The 22,633-nt window shown below is 60.3% G+C and carries 19 protein-coding genes; 15 read left to right on the forward strand and 4 right to left on the reverse strand.

The features are described 5' to 3' along the window. Positions 1-19: 19 nt before the first annotated feature. Genes AC1RKJ_RS18270 through AC1RKJ_RS18285 form a run of 4 tightly spaced genes read right to left on the reverse strand, consistent with a single transcriptional unit; the run spans position 20 to position 3,232 of the window. On the reverse strand, positions 20-517 hold the full coding sequence (locus AC1RKJ_RS18270; RefSeq protein WP_492792329.1) for a (2Fe-2S)-binding protein: 498 nt from the start codon (positions 515-517) through the stop codon (positions 20-22). Next, positions 514-1,377 carry an FAD binding domain-containing protein gene (locus AC1RKJ_RS18275; RefSeq protein ID WP_492792791.1) on the reverse strand — a complete coding sequence of 288 codons (864 nt, stop codon included), beginning with the start codon at positions 1,375-1,377 and terminating at the stop codon, positions 514-516. The genes AC1RKJ_RS18270 and AC1RKJ_RS18275 overlap by 4 nt, the downstream gene beginning before the upstream one ends. After that, complete coding sequence (pepE, locus tag AC1RKJ_RS18280; protein ID WP_492792330.1) at positions 1,377-2,096, reverse strand: dipeptidase PepE; 720 nt, start codon at positions 2,094-2,096, stop codon at positions 1,377-1,379. The genes AC1RKJ_RS18275 and pepE overlap by 1 nt, the downstream gene beginning before the upstream one ends. After that, the gene (locus AC1RKJ_RS18285) at positions 2,093-3,232 is read right to left on the reverse strand and encodes an ABC transporter ATP-binding protein (RefSeq protein WP_492792331.1); all 1,140 of its coding nucleotides are present in this window, start codon (positions 3,230-3,232) and stop codon (positions 2,093-2,095) included. Before AC1RKJ_RS18285 ends, pepE begins: the two co-directional genes overlap by 4 nt. A gap of 263 nt (positions 3,233-3,495) precedes the next feature. Between AC1RKJ_RS18285 and AC1RKJ_RS18290 the strand changes: the two genes are divergently transcribed. The 15 genes from AC1RKJ_RS18290 to AC1RKJ_RS18360 all read left to right on the forward strand — a co-directional run bounded on the left by AC1RKJ_RS18290 (position 3,496) and on the right by AC1RKJ_RS18360 (position 22,278). Further along, positions 3,496-4,206: a GntR family transcriptional regulator gene (locus AC1RKJ_RS18290; RefSeq protein WP_492792332.1), complete on the forward strand. Its 711-nt coding sequence runs from the start codon at positions 3,496-3,498 to the stop codon at positions 4,204-4,206. Positions 4,207-4,209: 3 nt separating this feature from the next. Further along, positions 4,210-5,214 carry an LLM class flavin-dependent oxidoreductase gene (locus AC1RKJ_RS18295; protein WP_492792333.1) on the forward strand — a complete coding sequence of 335 codons (1,005 nt, stop codon included), beginning with the start codon at positions 4,210-4,212 and terminating at the stop codon, positions 5,212-5,214. 20 nt (positions 5,215-5,234) lie between these two features. Next, positions 5,235-6,167 carry a DUF1177 domain-containing protein gene (locus tag AC1RKJ_RS18300; RefSeq protein WP_492792334.1) on the forward strand — a complete coding sequence of 311 codons (933 nt, stop codon included), beginning with the start codon at positions 5,235-5,237 and terminating at the stop codon, positions 6,165-6,167. Next, positions 6,157-6,621: a (2Fe-2S)-binding protein gene (locus AC1RKJ_RS18305; RefSeq protein ID WP_492792335.1), complete on the forward strand. Its 465-nt coding sequence runs from the start codon at positions 6,157-6,159 to the stop codon at positions 6,619-6,621. The genes AC1RKJ_RS18300 and AC1RKJ_RS18305 overlap by 11 nt, the downstream gene beginning before the upstream one ends. Further along, positions 6,618-10,016 (forward strand): molybdopterin cofactor-binding domain-containing protein, encoded by a 3,399-nt coding sequence (locus AC1RKJ_RS18310; protein ID WP_492792336.1) that lies wholly within the window; start codon positions 6,618-6,620, stop codon positions 10,014-10,016. Before AC1RKJ_RS18305 ends, AC1RKJ_RS18310 begins: the two co-directional genes overlap by 4 nt. Positions 10,017-10,034: 18 nt before the next feature. Then, entirely contained in the window at positions 10,035-10,763 is a 729-nt protein-coding gene (locus tag AC1RKJ_RS18315; RefSeq protein ID WP_492792337.1) for a carboxymuconolactone decarboxylase family protein, read from the forward strand. Between the two features lie 30 nt (positions 10,764-10,793). Further along, the gene (gene cofH, locus AC1RKJ_RS18320; protein WP_492792338.1) at positions 10,794-13,217 is read left to right on the forward strand and encodes a 5-amino-6-(D-ribitylamino)uracil--L-tyrosine 4-hydroxyphenyl transferase CofH; all 2,424 of its coding nucleotides are present in this window, start codon (positions 10,794-10,796) and stop codon (positions 13,215-13,217) included. An 11-nt stretch (positions 13,218-13,228) separates the two neighbouring features. Further along, positions 13,229-14,233 (forward strand): glucose-6-phosphate dehydrogenase (coenzyme-F420), encoded by a 1,005-nt coding sequence (gene fgd, locus AC1RKJ_RS18325; RefSeq protein ID WP_492792339.1) that lies wholly within the window; start codon positions 13,229-13,231, stop codon positions 14,231-14,233. A 40-nt stretch (positions 14,234-14,273) separates the two neighbouring features. Continuing rightward, entirely contained in the window at positions 14,274-14,507 is a 234-nt protein-coding gene (locus AC1RKJ_RS18330) for a hypothetical protein (RefSeq protein ID WP_492792340.1), read from the forward strand. An 81-nt stretch (positions 14,508-14,588) separates the two neighbouring features. Further along, complete coding sequence (locus tag AC1RKJ_RS18335) at positions 14,589-17,441, forward strand: bifunctional transaldolase/phosoglucose isomerase (RefSeq protein ID WP_492792341.1); 2,853 nt, start codon at positions 14,589-14,591, stop codon at positions 17,439-17,441. 11 nt (positions 17,442-17,452) lie between these two features. Further along, positions 17,453-18,463, forward strand: coding sequence for a phosphogluconate dehydrogenase (NAD(+)-dependent, decarboxylating) (gnd, locus tag AC1RKJ_RS18340; RefSeq protein WP_492792342.1), 1,011 nt, complete (start codon positions 17,453-17,455; stop codon positions 18,461-18,463). A 34-nt stretch (positions 18,464-18,497) separates the two neighbouring features. Then, entirely contained in the window at positions 18,498-19,226 is a 729-nt protein-coding gene (gene pgl, locus AC1RKJ_RS18345) for a 6-phosphogluconolactonase (protein ID WP_492792343.1), read from the forward strand. Positions 19,227-19,274: 48 nt separating this feature from the next. Then, positions 19,275-19,868 carry a 2-phospho-L-lactate guanylyltransferase gene (cofC, locus tag AC1RKJ_RS18350; protein WP_492792344.1) on the forward strand — a complete coding sequence of 198 codons (594 nt, stop codon included), beginning with the start codon at positions 19,275-19,277 and terminating at the stop codon, positions 19,866-19,868. A 101-nt stretch (positions 19,869-19,969) separates the two neighbouring features. Then, on the forward strand, positions 19,970-21,427 hold the full coding sequence (locus tag AC1RKJ_RS18355; RefSeq protein WP_492792792.1) for an aspartate ammonia-lyase: 1,458 nt from the start codon (positions 19,970-19,972) through the stop codon (positions 21,425-21,427). A gap of 659 nt (positions 21,428-22,086) precedes the next feature. Beyond that, positions 22,087-22,278 carry a hypothetical protein gene (locus AC1RKJ_RS18360; RefSeq protein WP_492792345.1) on the forward strand — a complete coding sequence of 64 codons (192 nt, stop codon included), beginning with the start codon at positions 22,087-22,089 and terminating at the stop codon, positions 22,276-22,278. The last annotated feature ends 355 nt before the right edge of the window (positions 22,279-22,633 follow it).

The raw sequence follows: 22,633 nt of genomic DNA on the forward strand, positions 1-22,633 counted from the left end.
CCCCTGTAAACGTTAGTCTTCAAGATCGTGGTAGATTTCTGGAGTCTTGATTGAGTTGTTTTGCAGTCGTCGCAACGGCTTCGACGATTTTCTGGTAGCCGGTGCAGCGACACAGCGTGCCGGCAAGGCCTTCGCGGATTTCGCTGTCCGTCGGATTCGGGACTTCATGCAGGAACGATACTGCTGTCATGATCATGCCCGGAATGCAGTAGCCGCACTGAACGGCGCCTGTTTCGAGGAAGGCGGATTGAAGCGGATGAAGCGTCGAGCCCTCGGCGAGCCCTTCGATGGTGACGATGGACTTGCTCTGACATTGAGCTGCCAGAGTGATGCAGGAGCAAACCGCCTTGCCATCCAGCAAGACGGTGCAGACGCCGCATTCCGCCTCGAGGCAATTTGTTTTCGTTCCGGTAAGGCCGAGGTTGTCGCGTAGCACGTCGAGCAGCGACGTGTCGGGTTCGGCATGCGTTTCGTAGTGCTCGCCATTGATGGTGAGCGTGAACAAGATCTGGGTCATTGTTCGATCCTTTTGACGCAGGCTTCGAGAGCTCGCGCCGTCATGACCCGGACCAGTCGGCGGCGGTATGTCTCTGAAGCGCGAACGTCGGAAAGCGGCTTTGCGGCGGCCGCCGCTGCTTCGCCGGCGGTCTGCAACGTTGCCGGAGTGATCGGCGCACCGATCAGGGCGGCCTCGGCCTCGCGTGCGCGAAAGGCGGTGGGAGCTGCTGCGCCAATGGCGATGCGCGCGCTTATGCACCTCTGGTTCGCGTCGAGGACGACCAAGACCGCTGCCGAAACGAGCGAGATTTCCATTGCGCGGCGGCGACCAGCGCGGAGGAAGGCCGTGGCCGATGAGCGGGGAGGAGTGGCAAAGGTGATGCGCGTCAGAATTTCATTTGTATGGCGCGATGTGCGCCCGGGGCCTTTGAGAAAACTTTCAAGTGGCTCGCGCCGGCTGCCATCGGGTCCCTGGAGTTCGATAGTGGCCTCCAGCGCCAGCAGGATCGGCAGCAGGTCGGCAGCAGGAGACGCGTTGCAGATGTTTCCGCCGATCGTTCCGCTGTTGCGGATCTGATGTCCGCCCACGATCCGTGCGCTCTCGACCAGACCGGCAAGATGGGGATAGGAGGAAAAGAGGCGCTCAATTTCCTTATGCGTTACGATCGCACCGATCTCGACTTGACGATCGTCAATCCGGACCTGCTTGAGTTCGTCGATGGGCTGAATGTCGATCAGATGGGTTGGTGCGAGCACCTTGCGCCGCATTTGAACGACAAGATCGGTGCCTCCGGCAATGAGCCGGGCTCCCGCGCCGCAATGCCTTGCGAGCGAGATGGCATCTGCGACACTCGTGGCGGCAACGTATTGCACGGACATCACGAAACCATCGGGGCGGAGTACGACAGCGTGACGGCTGGCAAAGTCTGGCCAGTTGCAAACCACATCGGCTCGGCATCGGGTTGAAACAGACGGACGCGACCCGATCCGACGACACTTGCGTGTCCGCCCTCGATGCGGACGGCAGTCTCTTCCTCAATGGCCAGCAACGGCGCCCTGTTGATAGTGAGATACTCGCCGATCCGTTGATCGCGAGTTTCGCTCCCCGTTGCCATGTTCGGGTCTTGCTGAAGATAGTGGGGGTTGATGGCCCACGGGACGAGCCCCATGGCGTCGAACTGATTGCAGCCGACGACGTTCCAGTCGTTGGTGGCGAGAATGTTCGGGCCCGCGATGTTCGTGCCCGCGCTGGTGCCGATATAGAGCAGGCCGCCCCTGACCCGGTCGGCAAGCAAGGAAAGAGCACTCGCGTCACGCAACCGCTTGAGCAGCGCGTAAGTATTGCCGCCGCTGACGAGCACAGCTTCCGCACGCTTCAAGCGAGACTTGAAGTCGTCGCTCAGCCGGAGATGCTCTGTCATGATTCCGAAGTCGGACAACGCGGTGGCGGCGAGTTTGAAGCGCTCATCTTCATCGTCAAGCCGCGCGGCGGTGATATAACCAAGCGATCTAACGGACCGCAGAAAATTGAGCACCTCGGTACGGCAATGCTGCAGAAAAGGTCGGCCGGAGTTGCTGATGAGTAGCAAACGCATCATGCCTCCAGTAGGTCGTTGCGGAATAACCGCGCGTCATCCGCCATCCACGACAGGACGACCTCATCGCCGATATCCGCAGGTCGTTCGCGATCTGCTTGAGAGTCGACGCGAAGCAAACGCCCGGAGCCGATCTGGACCTGATACTTGAGACTTGTTCCGACAAAGACCGAATTGACGATGCGCCCGTGGATCGCGTTGTGACTGGCGGGAGCCGCTTCGCCGGCGGTATGAAGGTGAAGCTTTTCCGGTCGCAGAAGAATCGACACAGTACCGCTATCATGAGCGGCGCTGAGGCGATGTTTTTCAGTGATGCCGTCGATCTGCAACATGGCGTCGCGCCCGGACCCCACGACGGAGCCCTGCAACATGTTCGCCTCGCCGATGAACTCCGCGACGAAACGGCAGCAAGGAAATTTATAGACTTCATGCGGCGTGCCGACCTGGAGGATCTTGCCTTCATGCAGCACTGCAATTCGGTCCGACAGGGAGAGAGCTTCTTCCTGATCGTGGGTCACGAAGATGGTCGTTATGCCGACCTCACGCTGCAGCTTCCGCAATTCGAACTGCATATCTCCACGCAACTGCTTGTCGAGCGCCGCCAACGGCTCGTCCAGCAACAGGACGCCCGGATTGAAGGCCAATGCGCGCGCGAGCGCGACGCGCTGCTGCTGCCCGCCGGACAATTGCTTGGGATAGCGTTGACCGAACGGCGAAAGCTGAAGTTGGGTGAGTAATTGCGGGATTCGCTGCGCGATCTCCGCGCGCGGAAAGCCGCGCATTTTCATGCCGAAAGCGATGTTGTCCGCCACGGTCATGTGGGGGAAGAGGGCATAGTTCTGATAAACCATGCCGATGCTGCGTTGATTGGGCGGGACATTCACAACGGACTGTCCACCGATCCGGATATCGCCGGCGCTGGGCGCAACGAAACCTGCAACGGCGCGCAGGGTCGTGGTCTTTCCGCAGCCGCTGGGTCCGAGCAGCGACAGAAATTCACCAGCCTGAATGTCCAGAGATAGATTGCGTACCGGCATCGTGTCGCCATAGGCCACGGAAATCCCGGCGATCGATACATCACACGGTGCGCCGCCGCGAGCTATGCCATTGCGGATGGCGCTAGAGGGACGAAACAACATCAGCGCCACTCCCGACGGAGGGCAATCTGTTTGCGCGTCAGCGTCCCGTCACCATCGACGTTCCGCCATTCATTTCTGCCGTCCCACACAGGCATGCTCTCAAATCTCCACAGATCGGGCACTTGAATGTACGCTATTGTATCCTGAATACAAAAACAACGAAAAAAATCTCGTTATCTGCGCCATTTTTATTGCGATAGTGCTGTAAATCATGGCATTGTGCATGAGAGATGGTCGTTATTGAGTGTATGCAGGATACAAAAATGCTAACCGACGAATACAAGGTGCCGCGCCGCGAGGCCACATGGCGTGGCGTCTACCGCAACCTTCGCATCGCCATTTTGAACGGTGAGCTCACGCAGAACGCGCGCCTCGTGGAGGTCGACCTCGCCCGTGCGATGGGCGTGAGCAGAACGCCGCTTCGCGAGGCGCTGGCGCAGCTGAAGCGGGATGGGTTGATCGCGAGTGCGGAGCGCGGTGGCTATATTCTAACGGACCCGCGTCAGGACATTCTCGACAGCTATCATGTCCGTGCTGCGATCGAGGGATATGCGGCGCGGCTTGCGGCGGAGAACATCACGAATGTCGAAATTCAGGCGCTCCGCGCCAATGTTGCCGAGAATGCCATCGCTGACCTGTCGGATACGGTGCTTCGCGCGAAATTGAATCTTGCCTTCCATCGCATGGTTGCCAAGGCCTCGCGCTCTCCACGCATCGAGCGGGAGTTCGACAATCTGTCCGAGTTCATCTTCACGGACGAGGATATGACGCTTCACTCGATCGATGATGCGAGGCAGTTCGTGCGCGAGCACGAGCTTCTGATCAATGCGCTGGAGCTTCGTGACGGCGATGCGGCAGATCGCATCGTTCGTGCGCATCTGCACCGTGCGGTTGCGCTCCTTCACGAGAAGGGGGGCGATCTCCTCTCGGAGAAGGAAAAGCGAAAAGGTCGTGGCTCGAGCGAGGCGGCGTGATTCATGAAGGTCGGTATTGCTATTCTGCCGAAGTTGTCGCTCGGTGATTTTATCGCGTTCGGACGAAGGTGTGAAAGTCACGGGCTCTCTATGTGGGTGCCAGACGAGCGTTTCTTCCGTGACGTTTTCGTCAGCCTCTCTGCTCTGGCCTGCAATACGGCGGCGTCGACCTTGGGAACGGGGGCGACCGATCCGTACATTCGGCACCCGCTGCTGACGGCGGCGGCGATAGCGTCGCTGGACGAGTTGTCGGGTGGCCGGGCTATCCTCGGAATGGGCGCGGGAATCAGCGGCTTCGACGCGCTCGGCATCAAACGCGTCAGTCCGGTGAAAGCGCTGCGTGATGCGATTGATTTGTCGCGGCGTTTCTGGGCCGGTGAAACAATCACGTCGTCTTCGGAGTTCGTTCCGGCCAAGGCGGCGACGCTTGGTTTTGCCGCACGTGAGATCCCGGTTTTCATCACGGGGCGCGGTCCGATGGTGCTCGCTCTGGGTGGCGAGCTTGCTGATGGAATCATCATTGGCCATTTCACTTCGGAGAAGGGGATTTCCTTCGCGCAGGGGCATATCAGTGCGGGATTGAAGAAGCGGACGCCTGATCGCAAGCGTCCCGAAATAGCGGTCTGGGCCTATACATCGGTGTCGCGAGACGGCGACGCGGCGAGGGCGGCGGTCAAGCCTGCGATCGGCCGCACGATCAGCTCGACGCGCGAAGCGCTGGGTATCCTGGGCGAAAACGGCGATCGCCTTATCGAGCAACTCGATAAGTTTGGTTATGCGCGCTCCGATGCCTACGACGCGGCCATGCGCGAGACTGTCTCGGACTCTCTGACGGCGCAGCTCTCGGTCTCCGGCACGCCCGCCGAGTGCATCGAGCGGATTCGCGCGATCCGAGCCTGCGGCGTCGATCAGGTGATTCTGCTTCCCTATCCTCCGGAGGGGATGACCATTCCCGAGATGGGCGAATTGATCTTCTCCGAGGTGTTGCCAGGCGTAAGGGACATCTAGTCCTGAAAGGTTGAATATCGATGGCGTTCCAACAAGTCGTCAATGCCTACGAGTTGCTCGACAGCGCTGTGATCGATGGCGACGAAGTCGCCAGGACACTTGCGGCCATGGGGTTGCAGGACGTTGTCACCAGACGGATCTCGTCAGACCGTCACTTCACCGACTTTCTTCAGGTGCGCATACCGGGACGGCGGCGCGATGCGCCGGTTCTGGGGGTCGTGGGCAAACTGGGTGGCATTGGAGCCCGTCCCGAGCAGATCGGCATGGTGTCGGATGCCGATGGTGCGATTGCCGCGGTCGCGATGGCGATGAAGCTCGCGACGATGAATCGCAAGGGTGACGTGCTCGACGGCGACGTCATCATATCAACCCATATCTGTCCTGCCGCGCCGACGCGGCCCCATCATCCGGTGCCGTTTATGTCGTCACCGGTGGATCGGCGGCTGCTCGGCGAGGCCGAGGTTCATCCCGATATGGGAGCGATCATCAGCATCGATACCTCACGCGGGAATCGCGTCGTGAACTGGAAGGGCATTGCAATCACCCCGACGGTTCGCGAAGGCTATATCCTTCCCGTCAGTTCCGATCTGATCGACATCGTGGAAACGGTCACGGCGCAGCCAGCAGTGGTCATGCCGCTCAGCACGCAGGATATCACCCCCTACGCCAATGACCTTTTTCATATCAATTCGATCCTTCAGCCGTCCGTTTATGCGTCGGTGCCGGTCGTCGGTGTCGCTGTCACTGCCGCTTCGGTCGTGCCCGGCTGCGCGACGGGCGCCACGCAGCTTGACGACATCGAGAAGTCGGTTCGCTTCTCGATCGAAGTGGCGAAGCGGTTCGGCCGCGGCCAATGCCAATTTCATGACGAGGCCGAGTATCGGAAACTAACGACCATCTACGGCTCCATGCGTCATCTGCAGACGGCGGAAGGCGTCGCGCATGCCGATTAAGCTGCGTGTGAATGGGCACGAGTTCGAGGTGGAAGCTCCGCCGCTTCGGCCGCTGGCCGTTGTCCTGCGCGAACAGCTCAATATGCGCGGCACCAAGATCGGCTGCGGCAACGGAGACTGCGGCGCCTGTACCGTCCTGGTGGGCGATACCGCCGTCTGTTCCTGTCTCTATCCTGTGTTTCGCGCCGAAGACACCGACGTCACCACGATCGAAGGTCTCGAACGCGACGGGACGCTGACGCGGTTGCAGCAGGCATTTATTGATCACGGCGCGACCCAGTGCGGCTTTTGCACGGCCGGAATGCTGATGTCGGCAACGGCCCTGCTTGCGCGGTTCGCGCATCCAACCGAAGAGGACATCATCCACGGCATGACCGGCAATATCTGTCGCTGCACCGGCTATCGCGCCATCATCGAGGCGATCAGCTCGGTCGCTGCGGAGGCACGCCCATGAGCATCATGGAGGTCAAGGAAGTCGGCCGCCGGCTGCCGCAGAAAGGTTCGGAACTGCACGTGCGGGGGCGTGCCGTCTTCACGCACGACATGAATCTGCCCGGAATGCTGTTTGGCGCCGTCCTGCGCAGCCCGCATGCCCATGCGCGGATCGTTCGCATCAACACCGATGCCGCGCAGGCTTATCCGGGCGTGCGGGCGGTCATCACGTCCGCCGACTTTCCCGGCCGGCACTATATGCATCTTGGCGGAAGCTATTCCGACCGGCATCCGCTGGCCGTCGACAGGGTGCGGTTTTATGGCGAGGAGGTCGCGGCGGTGGCCGCGGACACGCTGGAGGCGGCCGAGCATGCCGCCGGCCTCATCGAGGTCGAGTACGAACCGCTGCCTGCGGTGTTTTCTCCGGATGACGCGTTGCGCCCGGATGCCCCTGCGATCCACGAGGGAACTTCTACCCCAGGCGGAAAAAATGTCGCGATTAAGTTTTCCTGCGACTACGGCGCCGTCAACGATGCGTTCGCCAATGCGCCGCATGTGCTGGAGGATCAGTTCGAGCACGGCATCGTCGCTCCGGCCTGCATGGAAACCAACGGGACGGCTGCCAGCTTCGATCCCGAAACAGGCGATCTGACGCTCTGGACTGCGACGCAGGCTCCGTTCTTCATTCGCAAGGAAGTGGCGCACGTGCTCGGCATGGATATCGAGCGCGTTCACCTGAGGGGCGTCGACGTTGGAGGGGGTTTTGGAGGAAAGTCGAAGGTCTGCGAGCAGGAAGCGCTCGCAGCACGGCTTTCAGTGAAGGCAGGGCGGCCGGTAAAGCTGGTGCTCAACCGCCGCGATGAATTCGTGAGCGGCAAAACCGATCACGCAAAGCGCATCAGGATCAAGACGGCATTCGATCACGATGGTACGATTCTCGGCCGCTCGACATCGCTACAGATCGACAACGGTGCCTACACCGCCTATGCGCCAACTTATGTCGGCGCGTCGCGGCAACGGACGACATGTCTCTACCGTGTGAAAACCGCGCATTACGATTGCGATCTTGTTTACACCAACAAGGTGCCCGGCGGGCAGTATCGCGGCATGGGCGCGCCGCACACGATCTGGGCCATCGAGAGCCACATGGACCAGATCGCGGAGAAGCTCGGTCGCGATCCGCTCGAATACCGCCTTTCGCAAGCCAACCAGACCGGCGACGTGACGCCGCTTGGATGGAAGATATCGAGTTGCGGTCTGTCGCAATGTCTCGAAGAGGTCCGCACGCGCATCGGCTGGGCCGAGAAGCGAAAGCTGGGCGGGACTTTCCGCGGCGTCGGCGTCGCGGCGATGATCCATCCCAGCGGCGGCGTGATCTATCAGGAAGGCAATTACTCCAACACGCGTATCGAGCTGCTGGCGTCGGGTGAATTCGTTGTTCATACCCAGACCGCCGATGCGGGAACTTGGCAGAACACTACGCTCGCCCAACTCGCAGCTGAGGCGCTCGGCGTTCGAAGTGAAATGGTGCGTGTCTCCCATATGAACACCGCTGCGGCGCCCGCGGATCTCGGCAGCGCCGCATCGCGCGTCGCCTTCGTCACCGGAAACTCAACCATTCGCGCCGGCGCGGCATTGCGCGAGAAAATTCAGCGCGCGCTCGGCCTGTCCTGGAACTGTAGTGCGGATCAAATTGCCTTCATCGACGGCGATGTCATCCACGCCGCCGATCCGGCACGTCGCGCCACCATGATGGAGGTCGCGCGGCTGTGTGGTCCGCTGGATGCCGAAGCTTTTTATACGACTCCCGGCGAGCGGCCGGACCCGGCGACTGGGATAGGTAACTACGCGGCGACGTATGTTTTCGGTGCGCAGGCTGCCGAGGTTGAGGTCGATGCCGGAACAGGCCGGATCACCATCAAGAAGATCGTTGTGGCGCAGGATGTCGGACGCGCCTTGAACCCGATGGCCATGGAAGGCCAGATCTATGGCGGTGTGCTGCAAGGCATCGGCATGGCCTTGCAGGAGGAGATGATCTTCGAGGAGGGAAGGCCGGTAAACGCCTCGTTCCTCGACTACAAGGCGCCGCGTATCGGCGACGCGCCGCCCATCGAGATCGCGTTGGTCGAAACCCTCGATCCCGAGGGTCCGTTCGGCGCCAAGGCCGGCGCGGAGCCGACCATCAACGCCACTATCGCCGCCATTGCCAACGCTGTCGCGCACGCCACCGGAATTCGTTTCAAGCAGTTGCCGCTGAGCCCTGATCGCGTGCTGCCGCGCCTCGCCGCGCAATCCGGCCGGGAACTGCGTTTGAAGTCATGGAAGCGGCCGATGAATCTCGAGGTCGCCACGGTTCGCAAAGCCTATCCATCGGTGGTTTTCCCGGTTCTGCGAAACGTCGGAACGAAGTTCGCCAATCTGCCGCGGCGGGATATCACGCCGGTGGTCATGACGCCTGCGAGCCTCGATGACCTGATGACGGCGTTGAAGCCGGACGGGCAGAAGCGCCGTATTCTGGGCGGGGGGACTGACCTGTTCGTCGGGATACGTCAGGGCATCTACGATCCGGACGTGTTGGTGGATACCTCGCGTGTCGCCGACCTGAAAAAAATTGATGTTAACGACGGCGTCCTGCGGATTGGTGCGGCGACGACGCTGGATGGTCTCGTCCGTTCGGACCTTGTCAATCAACTCCTCCCCGGACTTGTGGAAGGTGTCGAACTGATCGCAACGCCCCAGATACGTCGCGTTGCGACGGTCGCGGGCGATCTTTGCCAGGAAAAGCGTTGCTGGTTTTTCCGCAGCGCCTTTCCGTGTTTCAAACTGGGTGGCGCGACGTGTCCGTGCTTCGCGGTGAAGGGTAACAACCGTTTCCATTCGATTCTCGGAGCGAAGCGATGCGCCGCGCCGTGTCCCGCTGATCTGGCTCCTCTTCTGACCGCGCTTAACGCGCGCGCGATCATCGGCAGCACAAGCGGCGAACGCAGCGTCGGAATGGACGAGTTCTATCTGTGGTCCGGGCTGTCGTGCATCGGGAGCCATGAAGCCTTGGTCAGGATCGAGATTCCGGTCGTGCAGAACGCGACCTTCGCCTTTGAGAAATTTGCCGTGCGCCGCAGCGATTTCGCCGAAGCCTCGGTCGCGGCTCAACTCATCTGGGATGGTGGGCGGATCGCCGAAGCCCGCATCTCGCTGGGAGCGGTGGCGCCAAAGCCGATCCGCGCTCAAAAAGTTGAGCAGGGGCTGGTCGGTCTTGACCGGTTTGATGCGGCCATCGTCTCCGATCTGGCGGATACGATTGTCCACGGCAGCCTTCCGCTCAAGGACAATACTTACAAAACCCATCTGATCGTCGAACTGGCACAGCGCGCGATCGAGCGCGCGATGGACGTGCGTTCGGGCGGCGGAACAGCTTGAAGACAACGGAGCCTAGCCATGAAAGCCGTAGTTACGCGACAAGAGGCCGGTGCGCGGCCGCAAGACGTCTATGGTGAGGTCTTTGGCCACGATGCCGACTGGATGGATGCGTTTGCAAAGCGGCAAGCACATCTCGAAGGCGGAAAATTATCGCCGAAGATGCGGGCGCTGATCTATGTCGTAGGATTTATGGTCAACCGATATCCGGATGCGGCGCGGGCCTATCAGGCTCAGGCGAAACAGGCGGGGGCTTCGGCGGGCGATTTCCGTATTCTCTTGAAGATCCTCGATTTCTACAGGGGGCTGCGCGGCTTTCAGGATGCGCAGCGGCTTGTCTCGTTCTGGAAGACCGGGCTGTTTCCGGAAATCAGGCCGCCGCATGACGGCAAGATAGACGAGATTTTCGCCGAGATCGTCGCCACCCGCAAATACATCGCGAACGGCTTTCGTGTTTACGGCGCCGATGGTGAGTGGCTGCGTCTCTATCTGCAGCGCTCCAATGCGATCAAGAAATCGCCGACGACACTGGACGAGCGCGAGATACAGATTCTGTCGCTTGCGATCACGCTCAAGAACCACGGCTATTCCGACAATTTCAATGACGGTTGTGTCGAGGTCCATGAGTTCAAGGCGAAAGCGCTGGGGGCAGGAAACGAGGAGACGCTCGAGATCGTTCAGATCATGGAACTGTGCGATTCAATGACAACGGCCTGGGAAGGGCGGAACGCGTTGGAGTTGGCGGTTTAAGTGCGCGCATCCCAACCCGGAAATCTGGCGATGGATTCTAATGTCCTCGGCGACGGCTCTCTGTCGGATATCTTCGGATATCTTGAGAACACGCCGCTACAGCGCTTGCTCGACGAGGCTTCCGATATCCGGAGCCGCGGACACGGGCGCACCGTCTCGTTTTCACGCAAGGTGTTCATTCCGCTGACGCGGCTTTGCCGCGACGTCTGCCACTACTGCACGTTCGCGCAGCAGCCGAGCCAACAGCATCGGGCGTATCTTTCTCCCGACGAGGTGCTGGAGATTGCGCGGCAGGGCAAGCGGGCAGGCTGTAACGAAGCTTTGTTTACCTTGGGAGAGCGGCCTGAGCTTCGCTATTCGGCGGCGCGCGACCATTTACAGGAACTCGGCTTCGAATCGACGCTGGCCTATCTGGCGCATGTCGCGGACAGGGTGCTCAAGGAAGTTGGCCTTCTGCCTCATCTCAATCCCGGAACGATGACCAGCGAGGAGCTCGCGATGCTCCGCCCCGTCTCGGCGTCGATGGGCGTGATGCTGGAAAGTGCGTCTGCCCGGCTGTGCGAGCGCGGTGGTCCGCACTTCGGCTCCCCCGATAAGAATCCGATCCTGCGTCTTGCAACGATCGCTGACGCCGGCGAACTGAAAATCCCGTTCACGACTGGCATTCTGATCGGTATCGGCGAGACGCGCAGGGAACGCCTGGAGTCGCTGGACGCCATTGGCCGGCTGCACCGCTGCTACGGCCATATCCAGGAAGTCATTATTCAGAATTTCCGCGCCAAGCCGGACACCAGGCTCGCTGCTGCGCCGGAGCCGGATCTGGATGACCTGCGCTGGACGATCGCTGCCACGCGGATACTGCTTGGCCCGCGCATGAACATTCAGGCGCCGCCAAATCTGTCGCCTGATAGCTATGAAATGTTGATCGAGGCGGGAATCAATGATTGGGGCGGCATCTCTCCCGTCACGCCGGATCACGTCAATCCGGAAGCGCCATGGCCGGCAATCGACGCGCTGCGCCGAATGACCGCCAAGGCCGGTCATCTTCTTGTCGAGCGATTGACGATCTATCCGGAATACGCGCTCGCGCCTGCGACATGGCTTGATCCGAAGATGCAGCCCGCGGTTCGTCAACTGTCGGATACGGATGGCCGTGCACGCGAGGGGAATTGGTCGCCCGGAGAAGATGTTCTCGCAAAGGATCTCGGTGATCTGGCCGCGCAGCCATATCTCGCCCGTGCCGACGGCAATGTATTGCGGGCGATCGATCGCGCCCTGAACGGTCAAAGGCTCGATTCCGAAGACATTGTCCGGCTTTTCGGCGTGCGCGATGTCGATTTCAAAGTGGTCACCGAGGCCGCCAACTCCCTCCGAAAAACGGTGTCGGGGGATGTTGTCAGTTATGCCGTCAACCGGAATATCAACTACACCAACATCTGCCAGTTCAAGTGCGGATTTTGCGCGTTCTCGAAGGGCAAGTCACATGAGGCCCTGCGGGGTAAGCCCTACGATCTCTCGACTGCCGAGATTTCGCGCCGCGTCACCGAGGCGTGGGCGCGTGGTGCCACGGAAGTCTGCATGCAGGGGGGGATACACCCTTCCTATACCGGCGAGACTTACCTGACGATTTGCCGGACCGTGAAGGCCGCCGAGCCGGCGATGCATATCCATGCGTTTTCGCCACTGGAAATTGCACATGGCGCCGAGACGCTGTCGCTGCCGGTTCCTGAATTTCTCGGCATGCTGAAGGCGGCCGGGCTTGGGTCGTTGCCGGGGACGGCCGCCGAAATCCTGCACGACGACGTGCGCGCCATCATCTGTCCCGACAAACTCACGACCGGGCAATGGCTCGACATCATCGAAGCGGCGCATCACGTCGGCATTCGCACAACGGCGACCATCATGTTCGGTCATGTCGATGGTTCGGATCATTGGGCGGCACATTTACTGGCTATTCGCGACCTGCAGGAGCGAACCGGCGGCTTCACCGAGTTCGTGCCACTGCCGTTCATTCCGATCGAAGCGCCGTTGTTCCTGAAAGGACAGACGCGAAAGGGGCCGACGCTGCGGGAAACGGTGCTGATGCACGCAGTCTCCCGGTTGGTTTTTGGTGCCCTGATTCCGAACATTCAGACATCCTGGGTGAAGTTGGGCGAGGCCGGGACCCAGATGTGCCTCAATGCCGGGGCCAATGACCTTGGCGGCACGCTCATGAACGAGAGCATTTCCCGCGCGGCGGGCACGCAGCATGGTCAGGAGAAGCCGCCGCACGCCATGCGCGCGCTGATCAGCGCGATCGGACGTGTGCCGCGCCAGCGCACGACGCTTTATCAGGATGTCCCCGACCATATCGCTGCAGCCGCAGAGGCTGCGGCTGAACTGCTTCCGACGGTTCAGACGCCGCCGGCGGACCCCGGCGCTCTGGCGCATCTTTCGATTGAGTCCACCTGCTGAATGGAGTTGTCGTGTTGAAAATCGGCTACAAGGCATCCGCGGAGCAATTCACGCCGAGCGAACTTCTGAAATTCATCTGCCTTGCCGAGGAGCTGGGCTTCGATTCGTCTTTCATCAGCGATCATTTCCAGCCGTGGCGACATACCAACGGTCATGCGCCGTACTCGTTCGCCTGGTTGGGTGCGGCGGGAGCCCGAACCAGCAGGATCGTTCTCGGCACCAGCGTGGTGACGCCGACCTTCCGCTATCACCCCTCGATCGTGGCGCAAGCCGTCGGCACGCTTGGCAGCATGTTTCCAGAGCGGATTATTCTCGGCGTCGGCACTGGCGAGTCGCTCAACGAGGTGCCCGCGACGGGCATGACGTGGCCGGGATTCAAGGAGCGCTTCGGCCGCCTTAAGGAATCGATCGAACTGATGAACCGGCTCTGGTGTGAGGAGCGTGTCAGCTTCGAAGGACAATATTATCGCACCGAGAACGCGACGATCTATGATCGGCCGGAAAATCCCGTTCCGATCTATATCGCCGCGGCAGGTCCGACTGCGGCCGCACTGGCCGGCGAAGTGGGAGCCGGCTTCATCTGCACCAGCGGCAAATCGCCGGCGCTCTACAGTGAGACATTGCTTCCGAAAGTGTCCGAGGGTCTCGCGGCGGCGAAGCGATCCGATGACAGCATCGATCGCATGATCGAGATCAAGGTGTCGTACGATTCCGATGTCGACCGCGCCAAGCAAGACACGCGGTTTTGGGCCGCATTGGCTCTTTCGCCGGAGGAGAAGATGGGTGTCGAAGACCCACGCGAGATGGAGCGGCTGGCTGATGCGCTGCCATTGGATCGCGCGGCGAGCCGGTGGATTATCTCTTCCGATCCTGAAGAAGTGGTGGAGAAGGTGCGCCCTTACGTGAAACTCGGATTCCGGCATCTTGTATTTCACGCGCCCGGGCCGGATCAGCCACGGTTCATGCAAGCTTTTTCCGAGCAGGTCGTACCGAAACTGCGGCACGCGTTTTCTTGATTCAGCGGATCGCGGTGTACGGTGAGTTTGGGAGGAAGCGATGCTCGATATTCAAGTGGTGATGCACGGAAATCTTCGTCGCTTCCTGCCGGATGGGATCGCGTCCACGCGCGTTCAGGTTGCCGAGGGGGCCACGGTGCGGTCCGTGGCGCAGCGGTTTGATGCGCATGATGAAGTCTGGCTTTCAGCGATTGACGAGGTGGTCGTGTCGATGTCGGAGCCGCTCACCCATGATGCGACCATCGATTTTTTCGCCATCCTGGAGGGCGGTTAGGACTGCCATGTGATCCGCGCGTTCGCAGTCTGCGATGGCGCTTCGTGCTTATCTGATCCCGATTGAATGAAATGGTGATCCATGAGTTTGTTGAAAGACCTGTCGCGCTACGAGCAGGCGATTTGGCTGGATTTTCTGGAAAGAGATTTCGTTGCCAAGGGTGGCCTTGAGCAACTCATCAAGATCGACGGCGTGAAGGGAGTTACCTCGAATCCCGCGATCTTCGAGAAGGCGATCGGATCGTCGCCCGCGTATGATGATGCCGTGAGGTTGGCGCTTGCCGATGGCGACAAGTCGGCGTCCGAATTGTTTGATGACATTGCGGTTCAGGACATTCGAGCGGCGGCCGATGTTCTCGACGCGGTCTATCGGGAGACGCGGGGAGCTGATGGCTTTGTCTCGCTGGAGGTGTCGCCTTATCTGGCGCACGACACCGACGGAACCATTGCGGAAGCCGAACGGCTCTGGCTCGCGGTGGACCGTCGCAATTTGATGGTCAAGGTGCCGGCCACGGCAGCCGGTATCGTAGCAATCGAAACGCTGATCGGTCGCGGGATCAACATCAATGTTACGCTGCTGTTTTCGCGGGAGGTGTATCGGCAGGTGGCCGAAGCCTATATTCGAGGGCTCGACGCTTTCGCGGTGCGTGGCGGTGATCCTTCGGCCATCGCCAGCGTGGCAAGCTTCTTCATCAGCCGGATCGATGCTGTTGTTGACGCCGAACTGGAGCGTTTGATCGCGGCAACAAGCGATCCGCAAAAGCAGCGCGACGTGCGCGCGCTGCTCGGAGCGGTCGCAATCGCCAATGCCAGGATGGCCTATCAGGACTACAGGAAGATTTTTTCCGGGAAGCAGTGGGAGCAACTTGTTGCGAAAGGCGCAAAGCCGCAGCGGTTGCTGTGGGCCTCTACGGGAACGAAGAACAAGAACTACCGCGATACGCTTTATGTCGAGGAACTGATCGGCCCCGATACGGTGAACACCGTGCCACCGGCAACGCTTGACGCCTTCCGGGATCATGGCAAGCCGCGCAGCAGCCTTGAGGAAAATATCGGCGAAGCCGAAACGACTCTCGCCGCTGTGGGCGCGCTGGGCGTTTCTCTCGAGCGGATTGCCGAGGAACTGACGATCGATGGCATGCAGCAATTTGTCGACGCTGCCGACAAGCTCTATGGCGCTGTCGCCCGCAAACGAGCGTTGGTGCTGGGCTCACGCCTGAACACGATGACCGCGTCGCTTGCGCCGGAACTGTCGCAGGCTGTCGAACGTGCGGTTGAGGAGTGGCGTCGGGATGAGCGTGTCCGCAGGCTATGGCGAAAGGATGCGTCGCTATGGACCGGTGCAGATGAGTCAAAGTGGCTCGGATGGCTCGACAGCATTGAAGCCGAACAGCAGCGACTTCCCGACTACGCAGCGTTCGCCCGCTGGGTTCGAAGCGTCGGCTTCGCAGATGTCGTTGTGCTCGGAATGGGGGGCTCCAGCCTCGGACCCGATGTTCTGTCGTCGACGTTCCCGCGCGCTCCGGGCTATCGGCGGTTACACGTCCTCGACTCGACCAACCCGGATCAGGTTCGGGCGATGGCCGACGGGATCGACCTGTCTCGTGCGCTGATCATCGTGTCAAGCAAGTCCGGAGGCACTGTCGAGCCGAACGTGATGAAGGATTATTTTCAGGCACGCATCGCCGACGCAGTCGGGAAGGACATGGTCGCCGAATGTTTCGTTGCCGTGACCGATCCAGGGTCGTCGCTCGAAGCCGTCGCGGGCAAGCAGAAGTTCGCCAGAATATTCCATGGCGATCCCCAGATCGGTGGACGCTATTCGCTGTTCTCGCCGTTCGGGCTGGTGCCAGCCGCCGCCGCTGGTCTCGACATCGAGGGGTGGCTGTCCAGTGCGCGGCATATGGTGCGGTCCTGCGCAGCGGATGTCCCGCCCGCTCAAAATCCGGGGGTGCAACTCGGGTTGATCTTGGGCTGCGCAGGCCTTGCAGGACGCGACAAGATCACCATCACGGCTTCAACAGGCATCGCCGGCTTTGGCGGCTGGGCGGAACAACTGATTGCGGAATCCACCGGCAAGCTCGGCAAGGGGTTAATTCCGATCGACGGCGAAGACCTCGGTTCACCGAAGGTCTACGGCGAGGATCGCATTTTCATCGATCTCGCACTAGCAGGCGACGAAGACGACAACAGAACCGCGCGGTTGTCGGCACTGGAGAGAGCAGGCCATCCGGTCGTGCGTATTGTCATCCGCTCGACGATGGATCTCGCGCAGGAATTTTACCGGTTTGAAATCGCCACGGCAGTGGCCGGCGCTGTGCTCGGCATCGACCCGTTCGATCAGCCCGATGTCGAATCCGCCAAGGTGAAGACACGCGAATTGCTTACCGCATTCGAGGCGACCGGCGATCTGCCGGCGGAGGAGCCTGCATTCTCGCAAGGGCCGCTGGCCGTCTATACCGATGCGCGCAATATCGAGACTCTTGTTAAAGCATCTCGCCCCGGCGACATCGCCGGATGGCTGCGCGCGCATCTTCAGCGCGCCGGCAAGGACGACTACGTTGCGTTGTTGGCGTATCTCCCGCAGGACGAGGCAAACGCCGCCACGTTGCAGCGGATGCGAATGATAATTCGTGACGCGGGTCGGGTAGCGACCTGTGCCGCCTTCGGCCCGCGATTCCTTCACTCTACCGGTCAGGCCCACAAGGGCGGCCCCGACACAGGGGTGTTTCTGGAAATCACCGCCGATCCGATGAAGGATGTCGATATCCCGGGACGCAAGGCATCATTTGGAACGTTGATCGCGGCGCAGGCGCGGGGCGATTTTGACGTTCTGATGGATCGTGGTCGGCGCGCGATACGCGTGCACATTTCCGGAGATCCGAAAACCGGACTAGCCTCTCTCGAAGCGGCGCTGCGCGCTGCGCTGATGTAAGGATCGATATCATGCAGCTTGGAATGATCGGACTTGGGCGGATGGGCGCGAACATAGTTCGGCGTCTGGTCGCGCAAGGCCATTCCGCCGTAGTCTATGACCAGGCTCCGGAAACGGTTGCGACGCTGACTGGAGATGGCGTCGTCGGCGCACACAGCATTTCCGATCTGGTCGAAAAGTTGAACGGGCCTCGTGTCGTCTGGATCATGTTGCCTTCAGGCTCTGCGACCGAGGGAGCAGTGGAGGAGCTGAGCCGCTGTCTTGCTCGTGACGATATCATGATCGATGGTGGGAACACGTTCTGGCAGGATGATATCCGCCGTGCCGCGGAGCTTCGCGCGAGCGGCAGCGGAGTTCACTACGTTGATATCGGCACGTCCGGCGGGGTCTGGGGCCTGGAACGCGGATATTGTTTGATGATCGGCGGTGATCGCGCGGTAGTCGAGCGCATTGATCCGATCCTGAAAGCGCTGGCGCCCGGGCTCGGCAACATCCCGCAAACATCGCATCGTGAGGGCCGCGATCCGCGCGCCGAATTGGGATACATCCATGCCGGGCCGGTCGGTGCGGGGCATTTCGTCAAGATGATTCACAACGGCATCGAATACGGATTGATGCAGGCCTATGCCGAAGGCTTCGATATTCTTCGCGGCGCCTCCAGCGCATCTTTGCCGGAAGCCCATCGCTTCGATTTCGATCTTGCTGACATCGCGGAAGTGTGGCGGCGTGGCAGCGTTGTGACATCGTGGCTCCTCGATCTGACGGCCACGGCGCTTGCCGGGGATCAGCGGCTGGACAGCTACTCCGGCTATGTCGAAGATTCCGGAGAAGGGCGCTGGACGATTCATGCGGCGGTCGATGAGGCGGTGCCTGCGGAGGTTCTCACCGCAGCGCTCTATGCACGGTTTCGTTCCCGTCAGGAGCATACGTTTGCCGAGAAGATCCTTTCAGCAATGCGCGCAGGGTTTGGCGGCCACCGGGAACCCGCGCGGGACAGCGGAAATACTACGGCTTCGAAGTAACTGTATGGACGTGTAAAATGGTGGAGGCGTTAGCGTGACCGGTTTATCGCGGGCGGACGTCAGGGTGTGTCGTGTCGCGAACGCGGATGCGATCGCAGCTGCGGCGGCACAGCTACTGTTGACGTCGTTCAAATCGAACCCCGGCAAGGTCGCGATCTGTCTCACCGGCGGCAGCACGCCGAAGCTTCTGTTCGACCTCCTGTCGATGGATGCTTACGCGACGGCAGTTCCGTGGGAGCGCGTGCACTGGTTCATCGGTGATGAGCGCTTCGTTCCGCGTGACGACCCCCGCAATAATTTCAATGTTGCTTACGAAGCGTTTTTGAAGGGGCGTGCGCCGGAAAGTCATCTGCATCCGATCAGAACCGATTGCTCCGGTCCGGACGAGGCTGCGACACTCTACGCCGCGCAACTTCAACGCTTTTATGGACGTTTAAATCTCGTTCCGGAACGACCCCTGTTCGATCTGGTTTTGATGGGGGTGGGCCCGGATGGGCATACCGCGTCACTGTTTCCCGGCGATTCCGCGATCGAGGTAAAGGATCGATGGGCGGTCGGCGTGCCGCGCGCCAACGTCCCACCGCATGTGCCCCGCGTGACGCTGACGCGGCCCGTGCTAGCCTCCTGCCGGGCAATGGCATTCATGGTCAGCGGCGAGGGCAAGCGGGAGATCATGACTCGCTTGAGAGAAGATCGTTCGCTGCCGGCCGCGCGCGTGAGGTCGGTGCATGACACTGTCTGGCTGCATGACATCGCAACATAGATCGCGCCATACTGACGCGGCGCATACCGGCTCGGGACGACCTTGAGCATGACACTGGCGATCATCATACCCGTTAATTCCCCGGAGGACGGGAAGTCACGCCTCAAAGTTGCTCTGTCCGATGGCGACAGACTGGCTCTGAACTGGTGGCTCTTCGCACATACGCTGGATGCGGTCGATTCACTGAAAGGCGAGGCGCGAATTTACGTCGTCAGTCGCTCGGCTGCCATTCTCTCGGAGGCGGCCCGTCGCGGGTTCGGCACGTATTGCGAGCCTGACGACAGCGACGGCCTGAATGCAGCCGTCAGCTTGGCGACGCAGATGGCTGCGGAGGGCGGCGCGACGGAGGTGATGGTTCTCCCGGTCGATCTGCCGCTGCTTGTCGCGGATTCGCTGCGCGATGCGATCGATGGATTTGACGTCAATCTTGATGTCGCCATTGTCACCGACGAGCGCGGTAGTGGAACGAACCTACTGATGTGGCGGCCGATAGGCTCCGCGCGATTTTGCTATGGGCCGGACAGTGCGGATGCGCACGAGGCGATGGCGCGAACGGCGGGCCTGCAGATCGAGGTCCGCCGCGATCCCATTCTGTCGTTCGATCTGGATACCCCGGAGGATTTGAAAAGGTGGCGAATTTGAAAGACCTGCAACCGCGCAGCGCATCGAAAAAGGCACCTCTCGCAGGAGGTGGTCGTCGCCAACACGTGTCTGCGAAAATCGCAGGAGATAAAGTCGTGGCTATATCGAAGGCCGTGGTTTCAACAACCGGAGCCACCGATTCCGTCGCTGGCACTATCCGAACCGAGAGCGATCTGCTGGGCAAGGTTGATATCCCCGCGTCCGCCTACTGGGGTGTGAACACCTTGCGCGCCGTCGAGAATTTTCCGATCACCGGCGTTCCGATCGGACAGTTCCCGGAAATCGTTCGGGCGTTGGCGTTGGTGAAGCAGGCGTCCGCGCGGGCAAACCAGCGTTTGGGCAATCTGCCGGCCGAGAAGGCAGCGGCGATCGATCGAGCCTGCGAGCAGATTGCGCGCGAGGGGCGCTATCACGACCAGTTCATTGTCGATGTCATCCAGGGTGGCGCGGGCACGTCCACCAACATGAATGCGAACGAGGTGATCGCGAACCTCGCCCTTGAGGCCATGGGATTGCCGAAGGGAGCATATGCCCAACTCAGCCCGAACGATGATGTGAACATGTCGCAATCGACCAACGATGTCTATCCGACGGTTTTGCGTCTGGCAATTCTGTCGGCATCGGTCCCCTTAATCGCGGCGCTTGAAGAACTGTCATTTGCTTTCAAGGGCAAGGCGGTGGAATTTGGCGACGTGCTGACGATCGGACGGACACAGCTTCAGGATGCGGTGCCGATCACGCTGGGGCAGCAATTCGAGTCTTTCTTCGCGACGATAAAGGAAGACATCGACCGCCTGAAGGAAGCGTCGAGCCTGTTCAAGGAGATCGGGCTGGGCGGAACCGCCATAGGGACGGGCATCAATACCGATCCGCGTTACAGCGGGTTGGTGACGGAAGAACTGGCGCGGCTGTGCGGCGAGCCGCTGGTGCCGGCGCGAAACCTGATAGAAGCCACCTCCGACATGGGGGCCTTTGTTTTGTTCTCCGGCGTTCTCAAGCGCATTGCCGTTAAGCTCTCGAAGATCGCCAGCGATCTCCGCTTGCTGTCGAGCGGTCCGCGAGCGGGGTTCGGGGAAATTCGCCTGCCGGCGGTGCAAAATGGGTCCTCCATCATGCCCGGCAAAGTCAACCCGGTGATTCCGGAAGTGGTGAACCAGGTCGCCTATCTGGTGATCGGCCACGACCTGACCGTAACGATGTGTGCGGAAGGCGGTCAGCTTCAGCTCAATGCCTTCGAGCCGACCATCGGTTACTGCATCTTGTCATCGATGCGGATGACGACGGCGGCCGTGGTGACCTTCGCGCGCCGTTGCGTTTCGGGGATTGAGGCGGATCGCACCCGTTGTCGTGCCCTCGTCAACGAAAGTATCGGGTTGGTGACCGCGCTGGTGCCAGTGTTAGGCTACGAGACGTGTTCGCGGATCGCAAAGCAGGCACTCGCGCAAAATCGTAGGGTGGCGGATATCATCTTGGAGGAAAAACTGCTGTCGCCGGAACAGATGGACAGCATTTTTCGCGCGGAGGCAATGACGATGCCTTTGCGTGTGCGGCTGCTGTGATGCGCATTGCAGCCGATCAATAGGTCATTTCCTAGATGTTATCGATTTCGCTGATATCGCAAGACCTTCCCTGTAATTTTCCAGAGTTTCCCTGTTCGGAAGAATCTCTTCCCTGTAAGTTGTTTCGGTGAATTGATCGAAAAGCCGTTGTCCACGGGGTTTTCCGCCACACGTCCGGTCCCTTTGTGCCCCGAATTTCGCTGATTTCCCTGTAAAATTCCCTGTTAGCAGGGAAATCCGACAGAGACCGGTGCGATCAGCACTGCGCCGCCAGCCAACCAGTCCGGCTTTCAGAGAATTTCTCTCTTAGTTGCGATAAAAGGCCGCCAATGGCGTACTTCTTACGCGGCGCAGTTCTTTGCAGAGACCGCTTTTGCGCCAACGCGACTGAAATCGAGCAGTATTCTCAAATCGTCTGATAAAATATTCCCGTTTTCAGAGAACATGAGCCGGAGACGAGTTCGATTGAACTGAGTGCTGGGCAGGAGAGGGGAAATTCGTTCCAACAGTGCCACCTGCCGGCCCTATGCCACCAGCACATCAACCTGCCGCAGCTTCGCGACGATATCTTCAGCCGTATGCCTCTTCCTTGCCATCGATCTGATCCTCCATCAAAAAAATATACTTCAGAGAGGACCACTTCAAAGGGGGCAGACCAGTTGTTCTACACCGTATTCTATGCCGGCATGCTGGTTGGCCCGGCGATCGGAGGAAAGCTCTCGACGTCGGCCGGCGCTGCGAGCGCCGCGCTCGACTTTGGCGCCATTGTGCTCTTGCTTTGTCCGGGCATCCTGTGGCTGTTCTGTCGTATCGTCGCCGACCAATTTCGGTCTGCGGTTTCGTCGGCGTGAGCGTTGATTCTGATCGGCGAGGGGGCCGCGGAGGAAGCGGGCGTGAGACAATATTCGGTAGTGAGGCCGCCGCGCCACTGTAAGACCGACTGTCGCTTGCTAGATTGTTCGGATCGTTAGCTCGATTTGCCGGTGGCAGCGGATTAGTTGGCTAGAAGAGCATGTCGTCCAAGCTGGCCAAATCGGCGCCGCTTGCTCCGAATTCTGAAGAAATATGCTGCGTACTATAAAGAACTGAGGACCCATCGATCGCTCAATAAGGATACGCCGGTCTCTCGCTCGGTTCAGCGCACGGGAAGCATTAGATCAATTGCACTTCTCGGCGGACTTCATCACCGCTACATCCGAGTTTAGG

It is taken from the genome of Afipia sp. GW822-FHT04G07 (assembly GCF_058800765.1).

Coding starts and splice junctions, on each gene's coding strand:
- AC1RKJ_RS18270 (WP_492792329.1), bottom strand. CDS start 517: ATGACCCAGATCTTGTTCACGCTCACCATCAATGGCGAGCACTACGAA.
- AC1RKJ_RS18275 (WP_492792791.1), bottom strand. CDS start 1,377: ATGTCCGTGCAATACGTTGCCGCCACGAGTGTCGCAGATGCCATCTCG.
- pepE (WP_492792330.1), bottom strand. CDS start 2,096: ATGATGCGTTTGCTACTCATCAGCAACTCCGGCCGACCTTTTCTGCAG.
- AC1RKJ_RS18285 (WP_492792331.1), bottom strand. CDS start 3,232: ATGTTGTTTCGTCCCTCTAGCGCCATCCGCAATGGCATAGCTCGCGGC.
- AC1RKJ_RS18290 (WP_492792332.1), top strand. CDS start 3,496: ATGCTAACCGACGAATACAAGGTGCCGCGCCGCGAGGCCACATGGCGT.
- AC1RKJ_RS18295 (WP_492792333.1), top strand. CDS start 4,210: ATGAAGGTCGGTATTGCTATTCTGCCGAAGTTGTCGCTCGGTGATTTT.
- AC1RKJ_RS18300 (WP_492792334.1), top strand. CDS start 5,235: ATGGCGTTCCAACAAGTCGTCAATGCCTACGAGTTGCTCGACAGCGCT.
- AC1RKJ_RS18305 (WP_492792335.1), top strand. CDS start 6,157: ATGCCGATTAAGCTGCGTGTGAATGGGCACGAGTTCGAGGTGGAAGCT.
- AC1RKJ_RS18310 (WP_492792336.1), top strand. CDS start 6,618: ATGAGCATCATGGAGGTCAAGGAAGTCGGCCGCCGGCTGCCGCAGAAA.
- AC1RKJ_RS18315 (WP_492792337.1), top strand. CDS start 10,035: ATGAAAGCCGTAGTTACGCGACAAGAGGCCGGTGCGCGGCCGCAAGAC.
- cofH (WP_492792338.1), top strand. CDS start 10,794: ATGGATTCTAATGTCCTCGGCGACGGCTCTCTGTCGGATATCTTCGGA.
- AC1RKJ_RS18330 (WP_492792340.1), top strand. CDS start 14,274: ATGCTCGATATTCAAGTGGTGATGCACGGAAATCTTCGTCGCTTCCTG.
- AC1RKJ_RS18335 (WP_492792341.1), top strand. CDS start 14,589: ATGAGTTTGTTGAAAGACCTGTCGCGCTACGAGCAGGCGATTTGGCTG.
- gnd (WP_492792342.1), top strand. CDS start 17,453: ATGCAGCTTGGAATGATCGGACTTGGGCGGATGGGCGCGAACATAGTT.
- cofC (WP_492792344.1), top strand. CDS start 19,275: ATGACACTGGCGATCATCATACCCGTTAATTCCCCGGAGGACGGGAAG.